This window comes from Dactylosporangium salmoneum, assembly GCF_039532525.1.
Classification (GTDB): domain Bacteria; phylum Actinomycetota; class Actinomycetes; order Mycobacteriales; family Micromonosporaceae; genus Dactylosporangium; species Dactylosporangium salmoneum.
In genome coordinates, this window is sequence record NZ_BAAARV010000009.1 from 1 (window position 1) to 20,231 (window position 20,231).

Consider the following 20,231-nt stretch of genomic DNA (forward strand, 5'->3'; position numbering starts at 1 on the left):
GGCGCCGGCTGGCCGCGGTGGGCGGCGCCGAGCTGGCGGTCGCGGCGGTGCTGGCCGCCGCCGGGCTGGGCCTTCCGGGTCGTTCGGCACCGCCGCCGGCCGCCTCCGGGACGCCGGCCGTCTCGCCGACCGGCATATCGGTCCCGGCGCCACCGAGGTTCGATCCATTGGTGCAGTACGCCGACTTCGGCTGGGTGCCCGACGGCCTGACCAGCCGGGGCGTGTACACCGAGCCCGTCCGGCAGAGGGTCTCCGCCGCCGCGCCGGTCACCGCGAAGGAGCAGCCAGGCCGGGTGAGCCTGGTGACGGTGCCGCCCGGCGGCGAGATCTCCCCGGACGTCACCTACACCGACGCCGACCCCGTGGGCGGCCGCCCGGCGCGCTGGGGCCAGGAGGGCGGGACCACGGTGCTGCGCTGGCAGTACGCACCGGGCTCCTGGGCCGAGGTGACGGTGGCCGACCTGGCCGACCCGCGGGCGGTGGCCCGGCGGGTCGCGGAGTCGGTGCGCTTCGGTGTCGACAGGCCGATCAGGATGCCGATCCGGGCGTCCGGCATCCCCCCGGCGTTCCGGCTCATGGGCGCATCGGTCTACAGCTACGGCTCGGGGGTCTGGTCAGCCGAGCTGGACTTCAGCGATGCCGGCGGCGTCAACGATCTCGGCGACTGGCCGCTGCGCGTGATGGCCGTGACCACCGCCCAGATCGGCAACGACAACGGCGCCACGCTCGGCGAACCGAACACGACCGTCGACGGCCATCCGGCGCGGCGGACCACCGGCTCCGACGGCGGCAAGGGGCTGCAGGTCTACGACGTCGACGGGGTGTACCTGGAGCTGGCCACCCACGGCCCCACCGTCGCCGGCAAGCTCCCCGGCGGCCTGGACGCCGTCTTGCGCAACCTGGAGGTCGCGCACGACCCGGCCGGCTGGTTCTAGGTCAGGAGTAGTCGGCGAGGATCCGCCGCGCGGCGCCGTCGACGGTGATCGTCCCGCCGTGCGGAAGGATCCACTGCGGCCGGGTGTGGCCGAAGGGGACGCCCGCGCAGACGATCGCCCCCGGGTTGTACCGCTCGACCGTCGCCAGCACCACGTCGCGCTGCTCGGCGCGCAGCCGGGCCCGCTCGGCCGCGTCCGGGCGGCGGTCGAGGCCGGAGACCGGCGGCCGGCCCACCAGCACGGCCTGCACGGCGCCGAGCAGCCCGCGCTCGCCGAGCGAGCGCACGATCCAGCCGACGTTGCGGGCCGGCAGCAGTTCCTGGGACGTCTCGATGAGCAGCACGGCGCCGTCCAGCGCCGCCGGGTCGTCCGGGAACCGGCCGGCCGTGAGCACCCATTCGAGCACCTCCAGACACCCGCCCCAGGTGCGGCCGGTCACCGCCCGGGCCGGCCCGGCCCAGGTCCACGGCTCGGTCGGCTCGCGCTCGCCGTACTGCTCCAGCGCGCGCGGGTCGCCCCAGTCGAGCCCGACGTCCTCGGACTCGCCGGGATCGGTGACCTCCAGGCGCCCGCCGGTGAGCAGGGCGGCCCGCAGCGCCCGGGCGTGCACGTCGTCCACGGCCGGGCCCGGCCCGAGGTGCACCTGGGTCGAGCCGCCGTAGAAGCTCGCGATGCCGTGCCCCCACAGCCACTGGTGCAGGTTGGTGTTGTCGCTCGTGCCGACGAACGGCTTCGGGTCGGCCCGGGCGAGGGCGGGGTCCAGGTGCGGGATCACGGTGATCTGGTCGTGCCCGCCGGCCACCGCGATGATCGCGCGGATGCCCGGGTCGGCGAAGGCGGCGTCGATGTCGGCGGCGCGGGCCTCGGGCGGGGCGCCCACCCACCGGGTCGTGGGGAACTCGACCGGGATCAGCCCGGTCGTCTCGGCCAGCCGCCGCATCGCCTGCTCGTGCACCGCCGGGAAGACGCCGGGCGCGGCGAAGGAGGGGGAGAGCACCGCGATCCGGTCCCCGGGGCGGGCCTTGGGCGGATGGACGAGGTCGGGCGTCACGGCCGCCTAGCCTATCGCCGCCGCGGTGATGTATCGACGATGTGCGTGGCGTGTGCCGCCCCCTCCTAACGTGCGGCGGTATGGGGTACGTCGCGTTCGGGGCCCGGGTCCTGCTCTGCCTGACCTTTGCGGTGGCGGGGGTCGCGAAGCTGCGCGACCGGGCGGGCTTCCGGTGCTCCCTCGCGGGGCTGGTGCCGGTGCCCGCGCCGTTGGCCGCGCGCGGCCGCGGCCGAGGTCGACCTGGACGACACCCTGTCGGCCCTCCCGCGCGGCTACCGGACCGTGCTGAGCCGGGTCTACGAGGCCACCGACGACCCGGCCGCCGGCGTGGTGCTCTCCGGCGGCCAGTGGCAGCGCCTCGCGATCGCCCGCGCGGTCCTGCGCTCCTGCGCCGACCTGCTCATCCTGGACGAGCCGTCGGCCGGCCTGGACGCGGCCGCCGAGCACCTGATCCACCAGAGCCTGCGCCGCCTGCGCGAGGGCCGCAGCAGCCTGCTGATCTCGCACCGGCTCAACGCGGTCCGCGCGGCCGACCGCATCGTGGTGCTCGACGGCGGCGTGATCGCCGAGCAGGGCGGCCACGACGCGCTGATGGCCCGGGACGGCGGCTACCAGCTCCGTCAGGCGGCGGCCCGCAGGAGTTGAACGGCCTGTCGCTCCTGTTCCGCACACGCGTCGACCAGGTCGGCCATGGCCTCGAACAGCTCCGCGCGGCCGCTGTCGCCGAGCGGATCGGTCGCGGCGTAGTCGGCGGTCATGGCGTCCAGCCGCGCGTTCATCTCGCGGACCTCCGGCGCCGCGTCCGGGCCGCGGCTGAACATCAGCTCCAGCCGCTCCTCGGCCAGCTCGATGTACGCGCCGAGCCCGCTCGCCGTGTCCTGGGCCAGCGTCGCCAGCTGCGACCAGCCTCGACCCGACTGACGGATCAGCGCCGCCGCATCGGCGAGCCGGTCGTCGAGCAGCGGGGCGGCTTCCTCCAAGAACTGGGCGTAGACGGGTCGCAGCACATGAGCGACCAGGCCGGAGTCGTGGTGCTGGCGGGGCCCGAACGCCGTGTAGGCCGGCAGCACGCCGGTCGGCAACTGCACCTCGTCCGGGGCGTGGGCGAGGATGTGCCGGCGAGCCGTCGTGCAGGTCTCACCCGTCTTGGCCATGCGTGCCCGGATCAGCTGCTTGAGCTTCTTCTGCTGCGTCATGATCGTGTCCTTCGCGCGCGCAGCCGCCGTCGCCCACGCCTGCGTCGCGCGCGTCCGGAAGGCTCATCAGACGGCGTGTGTCGCTCCCGCGATAGCAGGTGCCACCTTCGCCTCCGCACGGCCGGGCGGCGTGGGCACCCGGTCAGGAGGTCAGGCACGCGAGCATGCCGAACAGGGAGTGTATCGCCTGGTCGCAGCTATGTCGGGGACCTCAGGTGCGACCAGGCCGGTCAGGTACGCGCCAGGCGATCTGGATCTGCTGGCCGATCGGGTCTGTCGGCGCGCCGATCCCCACATGGTCGATCAGGTATATGAGCGCGAGCCGTTTCGCCTCGAACGACATGTACTGCCACGTCTCCTTGGTTGCGCCCATCGCCTCGTCGACGATGTCGTGGTCGCTCTCCAGCTCGCGTACCTCGGGATCCTTCAAAGGCGCGGATTGCAAGGCCGCTGCGGATCGGGCCAGCAGGTCGGGCTCGGCTTCGATGCGCTTGACGATCTGCTGCCCGACGTAGTTGTCCGCTACCTCGGCTCGGATGGACGCATGTTGCCGGTCCGGAGCCGGCTCGCGGGCCCAGGCGGTCGCCGCGAAGCATGCCAGGATCCACATCGCCTCGTCGTCGCCGAGGATGGTGTCGCCGAGCGTCGCAGCCGCGCCGTGGCGGCGATGACCATCGATGCCGTCGAACCGAAGCATCTCCGGCCCGACGTATTCCGGAGCCCAGTCGAGATCGCTGTGCAGCAGGGTGGCGAAGCCTTCGCCGCGGCACTGCCAGAAGATGAGGTCCTCGCCGACGTAGTTGATGAAGTGCAGGACGATGTCCGACGGCCCGAAATCGGCGCCTGACATCTCACTGAGTTGCGTCCGCATCGCGTGGGCGCCACGGTAGCGGTTGACGTACCGGCGAGTCTCGGTGACGAAATCATCGAGCGACTGCTCGTCGAGTACGGCTTCCTTGCTGACCAAGATGGTCCTCAGCAGGACCAGCTCGCGGCGGGCTGTCAGGAGCTGCTCGGTGGCATTTGCCCAGTAGAGACGATCGGTTCGCGGGTCGTGGACGACGCAGATGACGGGAACGTTCCCGTCGGCCCAGATGGCCGCGTGATCGCCGACCGGCACGCCGTAGCCACCGCGGCGGCGCCACGAGGTTCCACCCTTGACCTGCACGTTGACGATGTCGCCCGTGACCTCGCGGTCCTGCGTGAATTGGATGTACAGGTCGGCCCCGAAGTCGTTGCGCTGATCGATTTCCTGGACGATGTGATAGTGCCTCTCCAGCAGCGTTCGCAGCGCATTGACGGCGGCGGTCGCCGGCCGGCGGCTGCCGGATACCTTCGGCACCAGACCCTCCCAACATTGGACGTCGGGAATCTACCGCCCCTCCGGTGACGGGCGTTCCGGCCGCGGCGGGTGGCGGGAGGGCCACGGATGTGACGCGGGCCCGCGATGACCTCAGGGCGGTCTGATCTGGCGAGCGTGTCAGGTCCGTCGTGATCTTCAGCCTCAGGTGGACGTGGTCACCGAGCTGCTGACCGGCGGTACTGGCGCGGCATCGCTACCGTGCCGGGAAGATCGATCGGTAGGAGGGAATCCCAGGGTGTCCGACGGCGAGTTCCGGGACTGGCTGCTCAGCGATAGCTGGCAGGACTTCAAGCAGCAGCGGGCGATCCGTGAGATCGAGTCCTCGCTCAGCGGGCAGCGCGCCGAGAGCCGGGCGCTGCGCTCGCAGCTGTCCCGCCTCCAGGGCTCCATCGAGCAGCGACTCAGCCGCCTGATCGTCTCCTTCGACGCGTTCGTCGAGCTCAGTGACCTGCGCGCGGACATGACCGGCTTCGACGATGGCGCCCGCGCCCGCCACCGGATGCGTCAGGTGCTCGCCGTCCGCGCCGGCGCCGCCCCCGCCCTCCCCGCCACAGTGGAGGACGTCGACGGATACTGGCTGGCCCCGGCCGCCTCCGCCCTGGCCGCCCTCACCCGAGGCGACGACCCCTCCGCCGACCTGGACCGCGCCGCCGCGCGCGACCTTCGCCGCACCGCGCTGCTCCTCATCATGTCGGGCACCGCCTCCGACGTACGGTGGGTGAGCGCGGCCTTCTCCGAACTGCTGGCCGACACCCAGCTCACCGCGGCCGAGCGCGCGGTCTGGATGGCCGCCGCCGACGGCCAGCTAGGCGACGTGGGCCTGGAGCTCGTCGCCGCGCGCCTGACCGCTCTGGTCGCCGGCCTGGGCGACGAACGCCGCGCGGCCCTCGACCGCTCGCTCACGGAGCGGATCCAGGCCCTGCCCTCGGCGGCCCCGGTGACGGGATTGACCATCTCCGCCGACCGCAAGGCCGCCGCAGCCCTGACCGCGGGCTCACGCCTCGCCGCCCTCCGGGACTGGGCCCTGTCGACCGCTCCCACTGCCTCTCCGGCCGCAACGCAGTCGCGAGCGGCGTTGGAGGCGTTGCTGCCCGGCCTCGTGGACGAGGGGACCGAGGAGGAGGCCGCGACGCTGCGGCGGATCGCGGAGCTGCGGGCGGTGATCGACGATCGGGAGGTCACGCCGGCGACGCGCTGGGACGATCCGGCGGGGCTGCCGCTGACGCTGCTGGTGGCGGACGCGTTCGGGGAGGCGCCGGGTCGTCGCGCGCTGGCCCGGCGGGTGCTGCGGGATCGCCTGCTCGCGGTGGGGGAGGCCCTGTGCGCGGAGTCCGACGTGCCGGACCCGGAGGAACAGACGGTCACCATCGAGCGGCAGGCGGTTCGCGTCCGGGCCAACGGGCCGGCACCCGCCGACGTGGCCGAGTTGCAGCGGGCGATCGAGGCGCGCGAGCCCGAGGGGCCGTCGAAGGTGTGGCAGCGGTACGCCTGGTTCGCCGCCGCGGTCCTGACGCTCGCGGGGGCCCTCGCGGTGCCGGTCGGACTCGCCGTCGTGCTGGTGCTCGTCGCGCTGGTCTTCGGGTTCGTGGGGGTCCGCCGCATCTTCGCCGACCGCATGGAGGCCAACGACCGGCGCGAACGGCTCCGGGCCGCCCGGGAGCGGGCCGACAAGATGGTGGAGCAGGAGCGGCAGTCCCTGTCGGACCTGTGCCGCCGCCTCGACGAGACCCGCCGCAAGGCACCCGAGGATCTGACCGGCCTCCGCGCCGCCCTGGCGTCCTGACCGCTCATTGGCGTCGGCGTCTGCTCCATAACCGGCCTTGTTGGTTTGATGCCGTTTCTCATCGGCGACTCCCGTTCGATTAGCGATTCCTTGCATTCGCGTTTCTTGTGGGCGCCGGTGCTGCATGACGAGGTACCAAAACTCATTGTGACGGGTCATTGCCGGAATAATTCGTCCTTCCTAACGTCGGCAAGCAGTGAGAACTTGCCCCGCCGGACGTAGCGGTTCTGCGCGCGACCGGCAGCAGACCACGGAGGAACGAATGTTGTCTCGACTGGTGCCGGCGACCGCCATGGCGGTCGGGCTCGCATTGGGCGCGATGCCGACGGCCGCGAGCGCGCAGCCGGGTGCCGCGCAGGACAGGGTGGTGCCCAGCGGCGCCATGAGCCGGCCACACCCCGCTGACGGCGTTCTGGCCGCCAATTTCAACCAGGACCTCGGGAGCCTTGACTATCACGAGCTCCAAGCCGCCCGGGCCACCTGGATCCGGGGATTTTTCACGATGCCGGACGCGGACAAGGGCGACGTCGCGGCCACGACCACGATCCATACGATCCTGGACGCCTCGCGGCGCAACTACGGCACGGTGCTCAGCCTGAAGTTCCCGCTCGCCCAGACGGAAATGCCCGCGCCGGGCAGTGCCGCCATGGCAGCCGAACTGGCCCGCGTGGACAAGGTTCTGCCGGTCGTCATGGGCCGGGTGGACATCCTGACGATCGGCAACGAGCCCTTCAACGAGAGCCGTCCGCAGGACCGCACCGAGGCCCTGAACAACTTCTACGAAACCGTCGCCGAGCACGTCATCGCCTACCGCCGGGCGCACTGCGCGTCGAACTGCAAGACGCAGCTGTACATGGGCGCGCTCAACCGCCTTGACCTGCCCGCGAACCGTACACCGGTCGTCGAGCGATGGCTGCAGTTCGTCAATGCGACGCCGGAAATCCAGGGCGTCGACATTCATCCGCACGTGCCGAGCCGGGAAGCGGTGCAGCCCTTCCTCGACTACGTACTTCCCCGCCTGCGACCCGACCAGAAGTTCCTGGCCACGGAGTTCTCCCTCGTCTGGTACTGGCAGCGGCACATGACCGACCCCATCGCACCCGAATTCGCCCAGCGCTACGGATTCGCCGCCGACGCGAAGGTCTGGCAGGTGATCGAGGCGGCCATCGCGCACCCGTTCCCGCAGCAGGAATGGAACGACTTCCTGTCCTCCAGCCCGTGGTACGAGAGCCAGAAGCACTTCCTGCGCGACCAGATGACGGCGTTCCGGGCCACCGGGCGGCTGGCCGTGGCCGGCTACGGCTTCAGGCAGGACACCGTGATGGAGCAGAACTGGGGCCCGGACAAGGTGCCGTGGCTGCTCAACAGCGTGTTCGCGCCGTACACGGTGCAGCCGGCACCGAACGGCCAGGCCGGGCGCGGCTATGCGTGGATCGACGACTTCCGCGACGTGCAGCGCCCCGCCGACGACCAGCATGGCGCAGAGAAGTAACCAGCGCCGCCCGGGCCTGGTCTCGAAGCCCTGGCCAGCGTCGTCGCTGGTCCAGGGCTTCGTTTTGGCTGGACAAGATGTCCTGGCAAGTGGTGCCCCCGGCTCCGTCTTCGCCGATGCGGTTGGCTTGCCATGTCTGCGCGGTGACCTTGTGTCTGCCGGCAGCGCGCACCGATGAGGTTTTCGCGCAGCGCCCGTCTGTACGTATGAGATCGGCTTACGAGAGGCTGGCATGATGCGGAAACTGACCTTCGGCATGAATGTGACCCTGGACGGCTACATCGCCGCGCCCGGCGACGACCTCGGCTGGAGTGGCGGTGAGGGACCGGACTCGTCGCCGAGCGACGAGCTGTTCCAGTGGTGGTCCGACCGGGTGGGGGCGACGGGCCTGGCGCTGTATGGGCGCAAGCTGTGGGAGGGGATGAGTTCCCACTGGCCGACCGCCGACCAGCAGCCCGGCGCCACACAGGCGGCAATCGAGTACGCCCGCCGCTGGCGGGACATGCCGAAGGTGGTGTTCTCCTCGACGACCAGCACGGTCGACTGGAACACCCGCCTGGTCACCGGCGACGCGGTCACCGAGATCACCCGGCTCAAGACCGAGGACGCCGGCCCGATGGACATTGCCGGCGCGACGCTCGCCGGGGCGGCCATGCGGGCCGGGCTGATCGACGAGTACATACTGGTCACCGCGCCGGTCCTGGTGGGCGGCGGCACGCCGTTCTTCACCGCGCTGGACAGCTGGGTGAACCTGAACCTCGTGGAGACGCGGACATTTCCCGGCGGCGTCGTGCTGACCCGATACGAGACGAGGCGATGAGCACGGGCCGGCTGCTCGGCTCGTGAGGCCGGGTCGAGATCCTTCCTGACGTTCGTCGGGCATCAAGATGCCCCGCCGGCAACGCCGGCGGGGCGGTGGTGTTCGCGTTGGTCGGGATGCTCATTCCGCGGTGACTTCGGTGACGCCGGCCCGTGGCGCTGGACTCGTCGACGATGGGGACCTGTCTGATCACAGTGTTGGGGGCAGGTCCAGCCATGGTTTGTCGGTGGCGTCGAATCCGGTGAGCTCGGCGATCTTCCCGTCGACGATGTGCAGGACCGCGATGGCGAATAGCCGGTATTCCGGGTCGTCGGGGGTGCGCAGGTACAGCACGGCGGCGGGCATGCGGTTGACCGTCGTGGTGATACAGCGCCAGTCGTCGTGGCCGGGCTGGAAGAGCCCACCGGAGACCCAGCCGTCCACCGCGTCCTTGGCCGTGATGACCGAGGTGCCCGCCTCGGGCAGCATCACGAAGCGCAGGTCGTCGCGCAGCAGGGACATCAGCCCGTCGAGGTCATTGCGCTCATGGGCGTCGATGTACGACTTCACCACGCCGCGCTCGTCATTCGACAGCTCGTGGGCGGCGGGGCTCCGCCAGTCGAGGCGGCGGTCGGGCAGCTGCTCGCGCATCGTCACGCGCGCCCGCTGCAGCGCGCTGGTCACCGATGCGATGGTCAGATCGAGGGCGTCGGCGGCCTTCGACGCCGGCCAGCCGACGACGTCGCGCAGGATGAACACCGCCCGCTGCCGCGGCGGCAGGTGCTGCACGGCGACGATGAACGCCAGCTCGATCGTCTCCCGCGCCACCACCGATTCCTGCGGGTCCTCGGGGAGCATCCGGTCGGGGTACGGCTGCAGGTACAGCACCTCGGAGCTGGAGTCCGACAGCCCGGACGGTACGGGTGTGCGGTCATTGCGCTTCTCCAGGAAGTCAAGGCAGACGTTCGTCGCGATCCGGTACAGCCAGGTCCGCAGCGCAGCGTGGCCCTTGAACGACTCCCGCTTGTTCCACGCTCGCAGGAACGTCTCCTGCGTCATGTCCTGGGCGTCCTCGTAGTTCGCAAGCATCCGGTAGCAGTGCACCTGCAGCTCACGCCGGTGGCGCTCCGTGATGAGCGCAAACCGCGCCGTATCGCCCGAGCGAACCACCGCGATGAACGAGGCCTCGTCAGCGCCCAGCGGTCTAGCGTCGGTCATGGTCACCAATCCTTCCACCGGTGCGAGGGGGGCTACCAGAACCGACGACGTGGCGGAAGAATTCTGATCGGTGAAGCCGCTGACACCGGGCCGTTCGTCAGGGCGGATGGGTCGGGTCGATCCAGGGTAGGTGCTCCAGGTCGGACACAGGCCGCCGTAGTAGCCGAACCGGGGCCACCTCAACTTGCCGAAATCAGGCAGGACGCATGCCGGATGAGAGCCATACCAAATTACGGTGGGCAGCCGCGATAGGAGCGATCCCGCCGGTCACCTCGACCAAGCCTGGCCGGGCTGCGGTCGTACCGCCAGTCAACATGTAGCAGCGATCCCGGCGCGTTCCGCGCCCGTACATCGAGCCAACGCGAGGATGCCCCCAGCCGCTCGGCCGGGGGCATCCTTGAACATCTACTCGAACGCGAAACTGGCCTCTACGAACAGTGAGAGGCCGGCCGCGCTGCGCGTTTGCAGTTCTGTGACGTGCCCCCGGCAGGATTCGAACCTGCGCCCCCGCCTCCGGAGGGCGGTGCTCTATCCCCTGAGCTACGGGGGCCTTAACTGGCCTCAAATAGAGTAGCAGAGCCGCTCCCCGCCCCGCGCGGCGGTTCCCCTGTGGCGTGTGGGGCGGGGGAGCGGATCAGGACGACAAGGGCTGGGCGCCCAGGTCCTTCAGGTCCTCGGTCAGCACGGAGATGTCGTAGGACTGCGAGACGCGGATCTTCTCGGCGGCGTCGCGGACCTCTGCCTCCTTGGCGTCCTTGGCGGCGATCTCGGCCATGTGGATGCCGCCCAGGTGGTGGCGCAGCATGAGCTGGCACCAGAGGATGTCGAAGTCCTTGCCCGTGGAGGACTTGAGCTTCTTCAGCTCGTCGTCCGAGGCCATGCCCGGCATGCGGCCGTCGGCCTGCAGGGTGTTCATGCCCGCGGGCATCCAGGCCATCTTGCGGCTCGACGACGTGGGGGAGAGGTGCCACTCCGTGAGCCACGTCTGCATCTGGCCGATCTGCCACTGCTGGCTCGCGGCGATGTCGTAGCCCAGGATGCGGATGTCCTCGGAGGAGCCCAGGCGGTACGCGAACATGCCCATCTCCACGGCCTGTGCGTGGTGGACGCTCATGTCGCGGGCGAAGCCGGCGTCGATGGAGTCATCGCCCGGCCGGGTCAGGGTCGGGATCAGGTAACCGATGGCGGTGCCGGTCACCAGCAGGAGAACCGCGGCGAGCACGCCAAAGGAGAGGCGTGCCCGCCGGGACAGTTGTCCGATCACGGGCTAGTTGCTGCCCATCTGCGTCGAGCCGCTGTCCTTGCCCAGGTCGTGGGGCGTGGTGCCGGTCTCGGTGATGATGCTGCCGCTGGAGCACGGCGTGCCGGCCTCGAGCGTGGCGTTCTGCCGCAGCGCCTTGACGAACTCGTCGATGCGCTTGTCGTCGGCGTTGTCGACCTTCAGCTGGAAGCCCCAGGCCTGCAGGGAGATGGGCTTGTCCAGGTTCGGGTACGGGCTCATCAGCATGAAGTCGTTGCCGCGGACCCGCTTGGCCAGCTTCTCCACCTGGTCGGCGGGGAGGCTCGGGTTGTAGGTGATCCACACGGCGCCGTGCTCGAGGCTGTGCAGCGCGTGCTCGTTGGCGATCTGGGTGGGGTACACGTCGCCCAGGCAGCGCTGCCAGTTCGGGTTGTGGTTGCCGGCGACCGGCGGGCTCAGCTTGTACGTCTGCGGGCCCCAGACGTGTTCGCGCTGGCCGACCAGGTCCTTGTCGATCTTGTAGTAGTCCTTGATGCCGCTGATCTGGTCCGCGCGGTCCTTCCAGCCCAGGCCGTTCTCGTACACCTGGTAGCCGGCGAAGCCCACGATGCCCAGCGCCAGCACGCCCACCGTGGTGAACAGCGCGATCGGGCCCCAGGACATGCCCTGCTTGACCTTGACCGGGGCGATCTTCTTGACCGCGGCGGCGGTGGCGGGCCGCTTGGCGCCGGCCGGCGCCGTCTTGCGGGCCGGGGCCGACTTGCGCGGGTTGGCCTTGGGCTTGGTCGAGACCGGCTTGTCCGAAACGTCCGAGTCGTCGTCGGCGTCGGTGGTGGCCTCAGCGTCCGAGTCGAGCTCGGTGTCGAGCTCGTCGGCGACCTCCGAGGATGAAAGTTCCTCGTCACCGCCCTGCTTCGGCTTCGCGCCGGCAGCGGGCTTGGTGGACGGCTTGCGGTTGCCGCCACTGTGCTGGGTGCTCATGCTCATCTCGTCGCCTCGCAACGCTGGGCGTTGTGCTCGCTCATCGGGCCTCGTCTGGTCAACGGTCGGGGGACACGGCGGGGAACTGGTCCCGTGGGTCCCGTCTTCAGGGGGAAGTACGGTCCCAGCCGTCCCGCATTGTGACCAGCACAACGGGCCGCCGCCAAGTACCGGAGTCTACCCCCGATAACATTTGTCGGTGACTCCCGCTGAACTCGCCGTAGTAGTACTCGCCGCCGCTCGCACGGCCATCACCGAGCGTGACCTCGACGCGTCCGTTCTTCCGGCGACGACCAGCGTGGAGCGGCCGCGTAACCCGGAGCATGGTGACTATGCGTCCAATATCGCCCTGCAACTGGGCAAGAAGGTCGGCCTGAACCCGCGCGAGCTGGCCGCCGCGGTCGCGAAAAACTTGCAGGAAACTCCCGGCATCGATGCGGTGGAGATCGCCGGGCCGGGCTTCCTGAACATCCGGCTGTCCGCGGCCGCCGCCGGCGGGCTGGCCGGACTGGTCGTCAGGGCCGGCCCGGCGTACGGCCACAGCGAGACCCTGGCCAAGGAGAAGGTCAACCTGGAGTTCGTCTCGGCGAACCCCACCGGGCCCGTGCACCTCGGCCACACCCGCTGGGCCGCGGTCGGCGACGCCCTCGGGCGCATCCTGGCCGCCGCCGGCGCCGACGTGACCCGCGAGCACTACATCAACGACGCCGGCGTGCAGATGAACCGCTTCGGCGAGTCCGTCATGGCCGCCGCTCACGGGCGGCCGACCCCGCCGGACGGCTACCCCGGCGAGTACGTCCAGGACATCGCCAATGCCATCAAGGCCGCGCATCCGGACATTCTGCAGATGCCGGAAGAGCAGCAGCAGGCGGCGTTCCTGCAAAAGGCCTACGAGTACATGCTCAAGGAGATGCAGGACAGCCTCGAGCGCTTCGGCGTCCACTTCGACGTCTGGTTCTCCGAGAAGACCCTGCACGAGGGCGGCGCCGTCGAGCACGCCCTGGACGCGCTGCGCAAGCTGGGCCACGTCTTCGAGTCCGAGGGCGCCGTGTGGCTGCGCACCACGGACTTCGGCGACGACAAGGACCGGGTGCTGATCCGCTCCAACGGCGAGAAGACCTACTTCGCCGCCGACGCCGCGTACTACATCAACAAGCGCGAGCGCGGCTTCGACCGCTGCATCTACATGCTCGGCGCCGACCACCACGGCTACATCGGCCGGCTCAAGGCGATCGCCGCCTGCGCCGGCGACGACCCCCAGCGCAACATCGAGGTGCTCATCGGCCAGCTGGTCAGCCTGCTGCGCGGCGGCGAGCCGGTGCGCCTGAGCAAGCGGGCCGGCACGCTGATCACCCTCGACGAGCTGATCGACGCGGTCGGCGTGGACGCGGCGCGGTACTCCCTGGCCCGCTCCTCGACCGACTCGCCGCTGACGCTGGACATCGAGGTCATCACCCGGCAGAAGAACGACAACCCGGTCTTCTACGTGCAGTACGTCGGGGCGCGCACCGCCTCGGTCGCGCGCAACGCCGCCGACCTCGGCCACGAGCGCGGCGACGCCTACGATGCGGCACTCCTCGTACACGAGAAGGAACTTGAACTTCTCAAGGCGCTCGGGGACTTCCCCGGCGTGGTCGCCACCGCGGCGGAGCTGCGCGAGCCGCATCGCGTGGCACGCTATTTGGAGGACCTGGCCGCGGCATACCACCGGTTCTACGACAACTGCCGGGTGCTGCCCATGGGAGACGAGCCGTTCACGGAGACGAACCGGGCGCGGCTCTGGCTCAACGACGCCACCCGCCAGGTCATCGTCAACGGTCTGGACCTGCTCGGCGTCTCGGCGCCGGAACGGATGTAGAGAGAAAGATGCGCGCACACGAGGCGGGAGCCCTGCACGCCGACCTGGGCTCCAACGGCCCGTCCTGGCTCCGCACCCCGGACGACGTCAACACTCTGGTCCCGATTCTGTGGCCCAGAACGGTCACACGCGGACAAAGCGGTGCACTCACCGTCGGGGGCGTCGACGTCACGCAGATCGCCCAGCAGCACGGCACGCCCGCGTACATCTTCGACGAGGCGGACTTCCGCGCCCGGTGCAAGGCGTTCAAAGAGGCGTTCGGCGGCGCCGAGGTCTACTACGCCGGCAAGGCCTTCATCGCCACCGCGATCGTGAAGATCCTGGTGGAGGAGGGCCTCTCCCTCGACGTGTGCACCGGCGGTGAGCTGGCCGTCGCCCTGCGCGGCGGCATGCCCCCGGAGCGCATCGGCCTGCACGGCAACAACAAGTCCGTCGAAGAGCTCGCGACGGCCGTCGAGCACAACGTCGGCCGCATCATCGTCGACTCCCTCGACGAGATCGACCGGCTCACGCAGATCGCCATCAGGACGGGCAAGCGCCCGAAGGTGATGGTCCGGGTGACCGTCGGCGTCGAGGCCCACACGCACGAGTTCATCGCCACCGCCCACGAGGACCAGAAGTTCGGCTTCTCGCTGGCCGGGGGCGCCGCCGCGGAGGCGATCGACAAGATCCTCGCCGACGGCGTGCTGGACCTGCGCGGCCTGCACTCGCACATCGGCTCGCAGATCTTCGACGCGTCGGGCTTCGAGGTGGCCGCGCGGCGGCTGCTGACGCTGCAGGCGCGCGTCAGTGAGGTACACGGGCGGGAGCTTCCCGAGATGGACCTCGGCGGCGGCTTCGGCATCGCGTACACGACGCAGGACGAGCCGGCCGACCCGCGCGACCTGGCCGGGGACCTACTGCGCATCGTCAAGCAGGAGTGCGCCGCGCTGCACCTGAGCGTGCCGCACCTGTCCGTCGAGCCGGGCCGGGCGATCGTCGGGCCGGCCATGTTCACCCTCTACGAGGTGGGCACGGTCAAGGACGTCGACGGCATCCGGACCTACGTCTCGGTCGACGGCGGGATGAGCGACAACATCCGCACCGCCCTCTACGACGCCGCCTACTCGGCCACCGTGGCCGGCCGGGCGTCCTCCGAACCGCCGATTCTCGCCCGCGTGGTGGGAAAACATTGCGAGTCCGGGGACATCGTCGTGAAGGATGAATTCCTGCCGGCGGACGTCAAGGCCGGAGATCTTCTTGCAGTCCCGGGCACCGGTGCCTATTGCCGCAGTATGGCGAGCAACTACAACCACGTCCCCCGCCCGCCGGTCGTGGCGGTGGTTGACGGGGAGTCAAGGGTCATCGTCCGCCGCGAGACCGTGGACGATCTGCTGCGACTGGACGTGGGGTGACTGATGCCGAAATCGGTGAAGGTAGCGCTGCTGGGCTGCGGAACCGTCGGTTCCGAGGTGGTTCGCCTGCTGCACGAGCAGGAGCACGACCTGACGGCCCGCATCGGCGCGCCCCTGGAGCTGGTGGGTGTCGCCGTCCGCCGCCTGAACAAGACCCGTGAGCTGCCGGTCGACCCGGCGCTGTTCACGACCGACGCGCTCGGCCTGGTCACGCGCGAGGACGTCGACATCGTGGTCGAGGTGGTCGGCGGCATCGAGCCGGCCCGCTCCTGGCTGCTGGAGGCGCTGCACGCCGGCAAGAGCGTGGTGACCGCCAACAAGGCCCTGCTGGGCGAGGACGGCGCCACGCTGCACAAGGCGGCCGCCGACTGCGGCGCCGACCTGTACTACGAGGCCTCCGTCGCCGGCGCCATCCCGCTGCTGCGCCCGCTGCGCGAATCCCTGCACGGCGACCGGATCACCCGGGTGACCGGCATCGTCAACGGCACCACGAACTTCATCCTGTCCTCGATGGACGCCACCGGCGCCGGCTTCGCCGAGGCGCTGGAGGAGGCGACCGCCCTGGGCTACGCCGAGGCCGACCCGACCGCCGACGTCGAGGGCTTCGACGCCGCGGCCAAGGCCGCCATCCTCGCCTCGATGGCCTTCCACAGCCGGGTCACCTCCGCCGACGTGTACCGCGAGGGCATCACCGAGGTCACCGCGGCCGACGTGGCCAGCGCCAAGGCCATGGGCTGCACGATCAAGCTGCTGTGCATCGCGTCGAAGGCCAACGGTGCCGTGTCGGTGCGCGTGCACCCGGCGATGATCCCGCGGACCCACCCGCTGGCGGGCGTCGGCGACGCGTTCAACGCCGTCTTCGTCGAGGCCGAGGCGGCCGGCCAGCTCATGTTCTACGGCCGCGGCGCGGGCGGCGCCCCGACCGCCTCCGCGGTGCTCGGTGACGTCGTCGCGGTTGCCCGCAACCGCCTCGCCGGCGTGCGCAGCGCGTCCGAGTCGGCCTACGCCGACCTCCCGGTCTCGCCGATCGGGGACGTTCTCACGCGGTACCACATCAGCCTCGACGTCTCCGACAAGGCCGGCGTCCTCGCCGCCGTCGCGGGCGTCTTCGCCCGGCACGGGGTGAGCATCGCGACCGTGAACCAGGCCGGCCGCGGCAACCAGGCCGTGCTCGTCATCGTCACGCACGCCGCGCCGGACCGCGCCCTCGCCGCGACCGTCGCCGAGCTGCGGGCACTGGATTTCGTTCGCGCCGTGGCGAGCGTCCTGCGGGTCGAAGGGGAGTAGCCACCATGTGGCGTGGACTGATCGAGGAATTCCGGGACCGGCTGCCTGTCGGGCCGCAGACTCCGGTGGTGACGCTGCACGAGGGCAACACGCCCCTGCTGCCGGCCCCGGAGCTCTCGGCGCGCACCGGCTGCGACGTGTACCTCAAGGTGGAGGGGGCCAACCCGACCGGCTCCTTCAAGGACCGCGGCATGACGGTCGCCGTCTCCAAGGCCCTCGAGTCCGGCTCGAAGGCGATCATCTGCGCGTCCACCGGCAACACGTCGGCCTCCGCCGCCGCGTACGCCGCCCGGGCCGGCATCACCTGCGCCGTGCTCGTCCCGACCGGCAAGATCGCCCTGGGCAAGCTGGCCCAGGCCCTCGTGCACGGCGCCCGCCTGCTGCAGGTCACCGGCAACTTCGACGACTGCCTCGCGCTGGCCTCCAAGCTGTCCCTGGACTACCCGGTGTCCCTGGTCAACTCGGTCAACCCGGACCGTCTCGAGGGCCAGAAGACGGCGGCGTTCGAGGTCGTGCGCGACCTCGGCGACGCGCCCGACATCCACTGCCTGCCGGTCGGCAACGCCGGCAACATCACGGCGTACTGGATGGGCTACAAGGAGGACCACGCGGCCGGCAACGCCACCCGCCGCCCGCGCATGTTCGGCTTCCAGGCCTCCGGCGCCGCCCCCATCGTGAACAACGCCGTGGTCCGCGAGCCGAGCACGATCGCCACCGCCATCCGCATCGGCAACCCGGCGAGCTGGACCCGCGCGGTCGACGCCCGCGACGAGTCGGGCGGCCTCATCGACGCGGTGACCGACCGCGACATCCTGGCCGCCTACAAGCTGCTGGCCCGCTCGGTCGGCGTCTTCGTCGAGCTGGGCAGCGCGGCCAGCGTCGCCGGCCTGCTGCAGGCCCACAAGCAGGGCCGCATCGACTCCGGGCAGAAGATCGTGTGCACGGTGACCGGCCACGGCCTGAAGGACCCGGACTGGGCCATCTCCATCGCCCCGGCGCCGACCACCGTGTCCGCCGACATCCTCGCCGCCGCGAAGGCGTTGGATCTGGCCTAAAAGCGCTTTCATGGCTCCGGTCCGTGCAACCAGGGGCCGTTGCTCCCGTCAGAGACCGGTCGGGCCTGGCGGCCCTCCCTGCCAGGCCCGCGGTGCCAAAGGCCTACGGTACGTCCGTGCCCGCAAGCATCTCGGTACTCACCCGCAACCGGGACTTCCGCAACCTCTTCACCGCTGACCTGATCGGCCTCGGGGCCGACTGGTTCGTGATGATCCCGCTGCTGACGCTCCTGCCCCGGCTCACCGGCACGGGTGTGTGGGGCGCCCTGGTGCTCGCCGCCGACACCGGCGTGACCGCCCTGCTGCTGCCGTACACCGGCACGGTCGCCGACCGCCTCGACCGCCGCCGCATCCTCATCGCCGCCGACCTGTCGATGGCCGCCTGCGCCCTCGCCCTGCTGCTGGTGCGCACGGCGTCGACGGCCTGGGTGGCGCTCGTGGCCGTCGGCGCGATCGCGGTGGCCAAGGCGTACTTCGCCCCGGCCGCCCAGGCCGCGCTGCCCAACGTCGTGGACCCCGAGGACCTGACCGCCGCCAACGCGCTCAGCGGCTCGGCGTGGGGCACGATGTTGGTCATCGGCGCCTCGCTGGGCGGCATCGCGTCGGAGGCGTTCGGGCCGTACCCCTGCTTCGTCGCCGCCTGCGCGCTGCTGTGCCTGTCCGCCTTCCAGGTCGGCCGGGTCCGCCGCCCGCTGCAGGCCGCCCGCGAGGAGACCCCGGCAAGGCCCTTCGCCGCCGTGGCGGAGGCCCTGCGGTACATCCGCGGAAACTCCCGCGTCGCCTCGCTGGTCACCGTGAAGTCCGCGGTCGGCCTGGGCAACGGCGTGCTCACGCTCTTCCCGGTCCTGGCCGTCACGCTGGGCGCCGGCCCGATGGGCACCGGCCTGCTCTTCGCCGCCCGCGGCCTGGGCGCGCTGATCGGCCCGATCGTGCTCCGCCGGGTGCTGACCCACCGCTCCTGGCTGCTGCCCGGCCTCGCCCTGTCGATGTCCGCCTACGGCCTGGCCTACATCGGCGTGAGCCTCGTGACCTGGTTCCCGCTGGCCCTGGTCGGCGTGGTGCTGGCCCACCTGGGCGCCGGCGGCAACTGGATGATGTCGAACTTCGTGCTGCAGGCCGAGGTGCCCGACGCCTTGCGCGGCCGCGTCTTCGCCACCGACTTCATGCTGGCGACGCTGTCGGTCGCGGCCAGCCAGCTCGCGGTGGGCGCCTTCATCGACCACACGAACCCGCGCCTGCTGCTGGCCGCCTGCGGCGCGGTGACCGTCCTCTACTCCGCCGGATGGTCCGCCCTCACCCTGCGCCGCCCGTCCCCGGCAACGTCCCCGGCGGACTGACTACCGCCAATTAGGACACAAGCCTCGAACCGATAAGTCGGGCGCTGGCGCGCCACGACTTATCGGATTTATACCCCGCCAGGTTATAAGTCCGAAATGTCGCGGCGCGCCAGCGCCCGACATTTCGGGCAAAAGCGAAGATCAGGCTCGGTCGAGCCAGGCGTTGGTCAGCGTGACCAGGGCGCCGGGCCGTTCGCAGGTGAGCTCCAGGGTCAGCTTCTTCACCCCGTCGACCGGCATCGTGAACTGCTGCTGCTGGTTCCCGGTCAGCTCGACCACCTGCGGCTGGTTGTTGTCGGCGTAGAAGCGCAGCTGGACGCGGTACTCGTCCGGGTTCGCCTTGTAGGAGTGCACGTCGGCGGTGAGGTTCACGTACCGCTTCTCCAGCAGGTAGCTGACCAGCCGCTTGGTGTCCCCCGAGTTGTTCGAGCCGCAGGGCATCGTCACCGGGTGCTCGTAGCCGGGCTGCTCCCGCAGCGCCCGCGGCAGGTCGGCCAGGTTGGTCGAGCCGGTGTCCGGGGAGAGCGTGTCGAGGTACGCCCGGTTCCCGGCCGCGACCGGCGTGGTCGCCACCGTGGTCGGCCCGGCGGCCGTGGTCGCCGGCGGCGGGGCCTGCTGGTCGCCCGCCTCGTTGCGGGCCGCGCTCTGGGCCTGCGTGGCGGCGGGCGGCTTCGGGTCCTGGTGGCCGAAATGGTCGACGGCCCAGATCACGCCCGGCGTCGCGGCCGCCAATATGCCGACGATCGTGCCGACCACCTGCAGGTATACGCGGAACCGCTTCCCGTCGTCGTGCACAGTTGTGTCCTCGGCATTCATGGTCGCCTACCCCTCCCGCCCCGAATGGTAGCGACCCGCGCGAAGGGTCCTCATTCGTCGGTCCAGCGTTCCATGCTGCCTTTCAGACGGAATGAATCCGCCGTTGGGGCCCCTGCCCGCTTCGACAGGTGCCATTACGCTCGGGGCGTCCGCGCGCTGCGCCGGTCCTCTCCTCATCCGCACACGCAGGAGCCACGTTGACTGTTCCGCCGAGCGATCCGCAGAACCCGCCCCCGGCCGGCCCGTATCCTCCGCAGCCGGCCGCCGGCCCGGCGTACGCCGCGCAGCCGTACGTGCCGCGGGGCCCGATCCCGCCGGCCGGCCCGACGCCACCCGGTCCGGCCGTCCCTCCCGGCCCGCCGCCCGGCGCCCCCGCGGGGCCTCCGCCCTTCGCCGCGCCGGTGTCCGGGCCGGGTGGCCAGCCCT

General features: G+C 70.8%; 17 protein-coding genes, 1 tRNA gene and 1 pseudogene. 11 read left to right on the forward strand and 8 right to left on the reverse strand.

What is annotated here, in order from left to right; all coding sequences use genetic code 11:
* On the forward strand, window positions 1-935 hold a 935-nt coding region (locus ABD352_RS06205), incomplete at its 5' end, for a hypothetical protein (RefSeq protein ID WP_344611238.1).
* A 1-nt stretch (window position 936) separates the two neighbouring features.
* Here the strand turns inward: ABD352_RS06205 and ABD352_RS06210 are convergent.
* Window positions 937-1,932, reverse strand: coding sequence for an LD-carboxypeptidase (locus ABD352_RS06210; RefSeq protein WP_344611253.1), 996 nt, complete (start codon window positions 1,930-1,932; stop codon window positions 937-939).
* Window positions 1,933-2,268: 336 nt separating this feature from the next.
* On the opposite strand from ABD352_RS06210, the gene ABD352_RS06215 reads away from it, so the two are divergent.
* Window positions 2,269-2,631: an ATP-binding cassette domain-containing protein gene (locus tag ABD352_RS06215; RefSeq protein WP_344611239.1), complete on the forward strand. Its 363-nt coding sequence runs from the start codon at window positions 2,269-2,271 to the stop codon at window positions 2,629-2,631.
* Here ABD352_RS06215 and ABD352_RS06220 read toward each other — a convergent pair.
* Both ABD352_RS06220 and ABD352_RS06225 read right to left on the reverse strand, forming a co-directional pair.
* Window positions 2,607-3,182, reverse strand: coding sequence for a hypothetical protein (locus tag ABD352_RS06220; protein WP_344611240.1), 576 nt, complete (start codon window positions 3,180-3,182; stop codon window positions 2,607-2,609). The two genes, ABD352_RS06215 and ABD352_RS06220, sit on opposite strands and share 25 nt — an antisense overlap.
* A 211-nt stretch (window positions 3,183-3,393) precedes the next feature.
* Window positions 3,394-4,524, reverse strand: a complete 1,131-nt coding sequence (locus tag ABD352_RS06225; protein ID WP_344611241.1) for a DUF4365 domain-containing protein — start codon at window positions 4,522-4,524, stop codon at window positions 3,394-3,396.
* Window positions 4,525-4,780: 256 nt separating this feature from the next.
* On the opposite strand from ABD352_RS06225, the gene ABD352_RS06230 reads away from it, so the two are divergent.
* The 3 genes from ABD352_RS06230 to ABD352_RS06240 all read left to right on the forward strand — a co-directional run bounded on the left by ABD352_RS06230 (window position 4,781) and on the right by ABD352_RS06240 (window position 8,640).
* Complete coding sequence (locus ABD352_RS06230) at window positions 4,781-6,328, forward strand: hypothetical protein (RefSeq protein ID WP_344611242.1); 1,548 nt, start codon at window positions 4,781-4,783, stop codon at window positions 6,326-6,328.
* A gap of 277 nt (window positions 6,329-6,605) precedes the next feature.
* Window positions 6,606-7,820: a hypothetical protein gene (locus ABD352_RS06235; protein ID WP_344611243.1), complete on the forward strand. Its 1,215-nt coding sequence runs from the start codon at window positions 6,606-6,608 to the stop codon at window positions 7,818-7,820.
* Between the two features lie 232 nt (window positions 7,821-8,052).
* Window positions 8,053-8,640, forward strand: a complete 588-nt coding sequence (locus ABD352_RS06240; RefSeq protein ID WP_344611244.1) for a dihydrofolate reductase family protein — start codon at window positions 8,053-8,055, stop codon at window positions 8,638-8,640.
* 189 nt (window positions 8,641-8,829) lie between these two features.
* Here the strand turns inward: ABD352_RS06240 and ABD352_RS06245 are convergent, their stop codons facing one another.
* The 4 genes from ABD352_RS06245 to ABD352_RS06260 all read right to left on the reverse strand — a co-directional run bounded on the left by ABD352_RS06245 (window position 8,830) and on the right by ABD352_RS06260 (window position 12,058).
* A complete protein-coding gene (locus ABD352_RS06245) occupies window positions 8,830-9,837 on the reverse strand; it encodes an RNA polymerase subunit sigma-70 (protein WP_344611245.1) in 1,008 nt (335 codons plus the stop codon).
* A gap of 478 nt (window positions 9,838-10,315) precedes the next feature.
* A tRNA-Arg gene (locus ABD352_RS06250) sits at window positions 10,316-10,387 on the reverse strand.
* 84 nt (window positions 10,388-10,471) lie between these two features.
* Window positions 10,472-11,101, reverse strand: a complete 630-nt coding sequence (locus tag ABD352_RS06255; protein WP_344611246.1) for a DUF305 domain-containing protein — start codon at window positions 11,099-11,101, stop codon at window positions 10,472-10,474.
* Between the two features lie 3 nt (window positions 11,102-11,104).
* Entirely contained in the window at window positions 11,105-12,058 is a 954-nt protein-coding gene (locus ABD352_RS06260; RefSeq protein WP_344611247.1) for a thioredoxin-like domain-containing protein, read from the reverse strand.
* Window positions 12,059-12,257: 199 nt separating this feature from the next.
* Here ABD352_RS06260 and argS point away from each other — a divergent pair, with 199 nt between their 5' ends.
* From argS to ABD352_RS06285, 5 genes are all read left to right on the forward strand, one after another.
* Entirely contained in the window at window positions 12,258-13,916 is a 1,659-nt protein-coding gene (gene argS / locus ABD352_RS06265) for an arginine--tRNA ligase (RefSeq protein ID WP_344611248.1), read from the forward strand.
* An 8-nt stretch (window positions 13,917-13,924) separates the two neighbouring features.
* Window positions 13,925-15,310 (forward strand): diaminopimelate decarboxylase, encoded by a 1,386-nt coding sequence (lysA, locus tag ABD352_RS06270; RefSeq protein ID WP_344611249.1) that lies wholly within the window; start codon window positions 13,925-13,927, stop codon window positions 15,308-15,310.
* A 15-nt stretch (window positions 15,311-15,325) separates the two neighbouring features.
* Window positions 15,326-16,597 carry a homoserine dehydrogenase gene (locus ABD352_RS06275; RefSeq protein WP_344611254.1) on the forward strand — a complete coding sequence of 424 codons (1,272 nt, stop codon included), beginning with the start codon at window positions 15,326-15,328 and terminating at the stop codon, window positions 16,595-16,597.
* Between the two features lie 5 nt (window positions 16,598-16,602).
* Window positions 16,603-17,652: a threonine synthase gene (gene thrC / locus ABD352_RS06280; RefSeq protein ID WP_344611250.1), complete on the forward strand. Its 1,050-nt coding sequence runs from the start codon at window positions 16,603-16,605 to the stop codon at window positions 17,650-17,652.
* Window positions 17,653-17,768: 116 nt separating this feature from the next.
* The gene (locus ABD352_RS06285) at window positions 17,769-18,989 is read left to right on the forward strand and encodes an MFS transporter (protein WP_344611251.1); all 1,221 of its coding nucleotides are present in this window, start codon (window positions 17,769-17,771) and stop codon (window positions 18,987-18,989) included.
* A gap of 141 nt (window positions 18,990-19,130) precedes the next feature.
* Here the strand turns inward: ABD352_RS06285 and ABD352_RS06290 are convergent, their stop codons facing one another.
* Window positions 19,131-19,784 (reverse strand): hypothetical protein, encoded by a 654-nt coding sequence (locus ABD352_RS06290; RefSeq protein WP_344611252.1) that lies wholly within the window; start codon window positions 19,782-19,784, stop codon window positions 19,131-19,133.
* Between the two features lie 218 nt (window positions 19,785-20,002).
* Between ABD352_RS06290 and ABD352_RS06295 the strand changes: the two are divergent.
* A pseudogene (locus ABD352_RS06295) lies at window positions 20,003-20,231 on the forward strand (hypothetical protein); the annotation flags it as partial.

Excerpts from the sequence above, each read along its gene's own strand:
- ABD352_RS06220 (WP_344611240.1), bottom strand. The coding sequence starts at position 3,182 with ATGACGCAGCAGAAGAAGCTCAAGCAGCTGATCCGGGCACGCATGGCC.
- ABD352_RS06240 (WP_344611244.1), top strand. The coding sequence starts at position 8,053 with ATGATGCGGAAACTGACCTTCGGCATGAATGTGACCCTGGACGGCTAC.
- ABD352_RS06245 (WP_344611245.1), bottom strand. The coding sequence starts at position 9,837 with ATGACCGACGCTAGACCGCTGGGCGCTGACGAGGCCTCGTTCATCGCG.
- ABD352_RS06260 (WP_344611247.1), bottom strand. The coding sequence starts at position 12,058 with ATGAGCACCCAGCACAGTGGCGGCAACCGCAAGCCGTCCACCAAGCCC.
- lysA (WP_344611249.1), top strand. The coding sequence starts at position 13,925 with ATGCGCGCACACGAGGCGGGAGCCCTGCACGCCGACCTGGGCTCCAAC.
- thrC (WP_344611250.1), top strand. The coding sequence starts at position 16,603 with ATGTGGCGTGGACTGATCGAGGAATTCCGGGACCGGCTGCCTGTCGGG.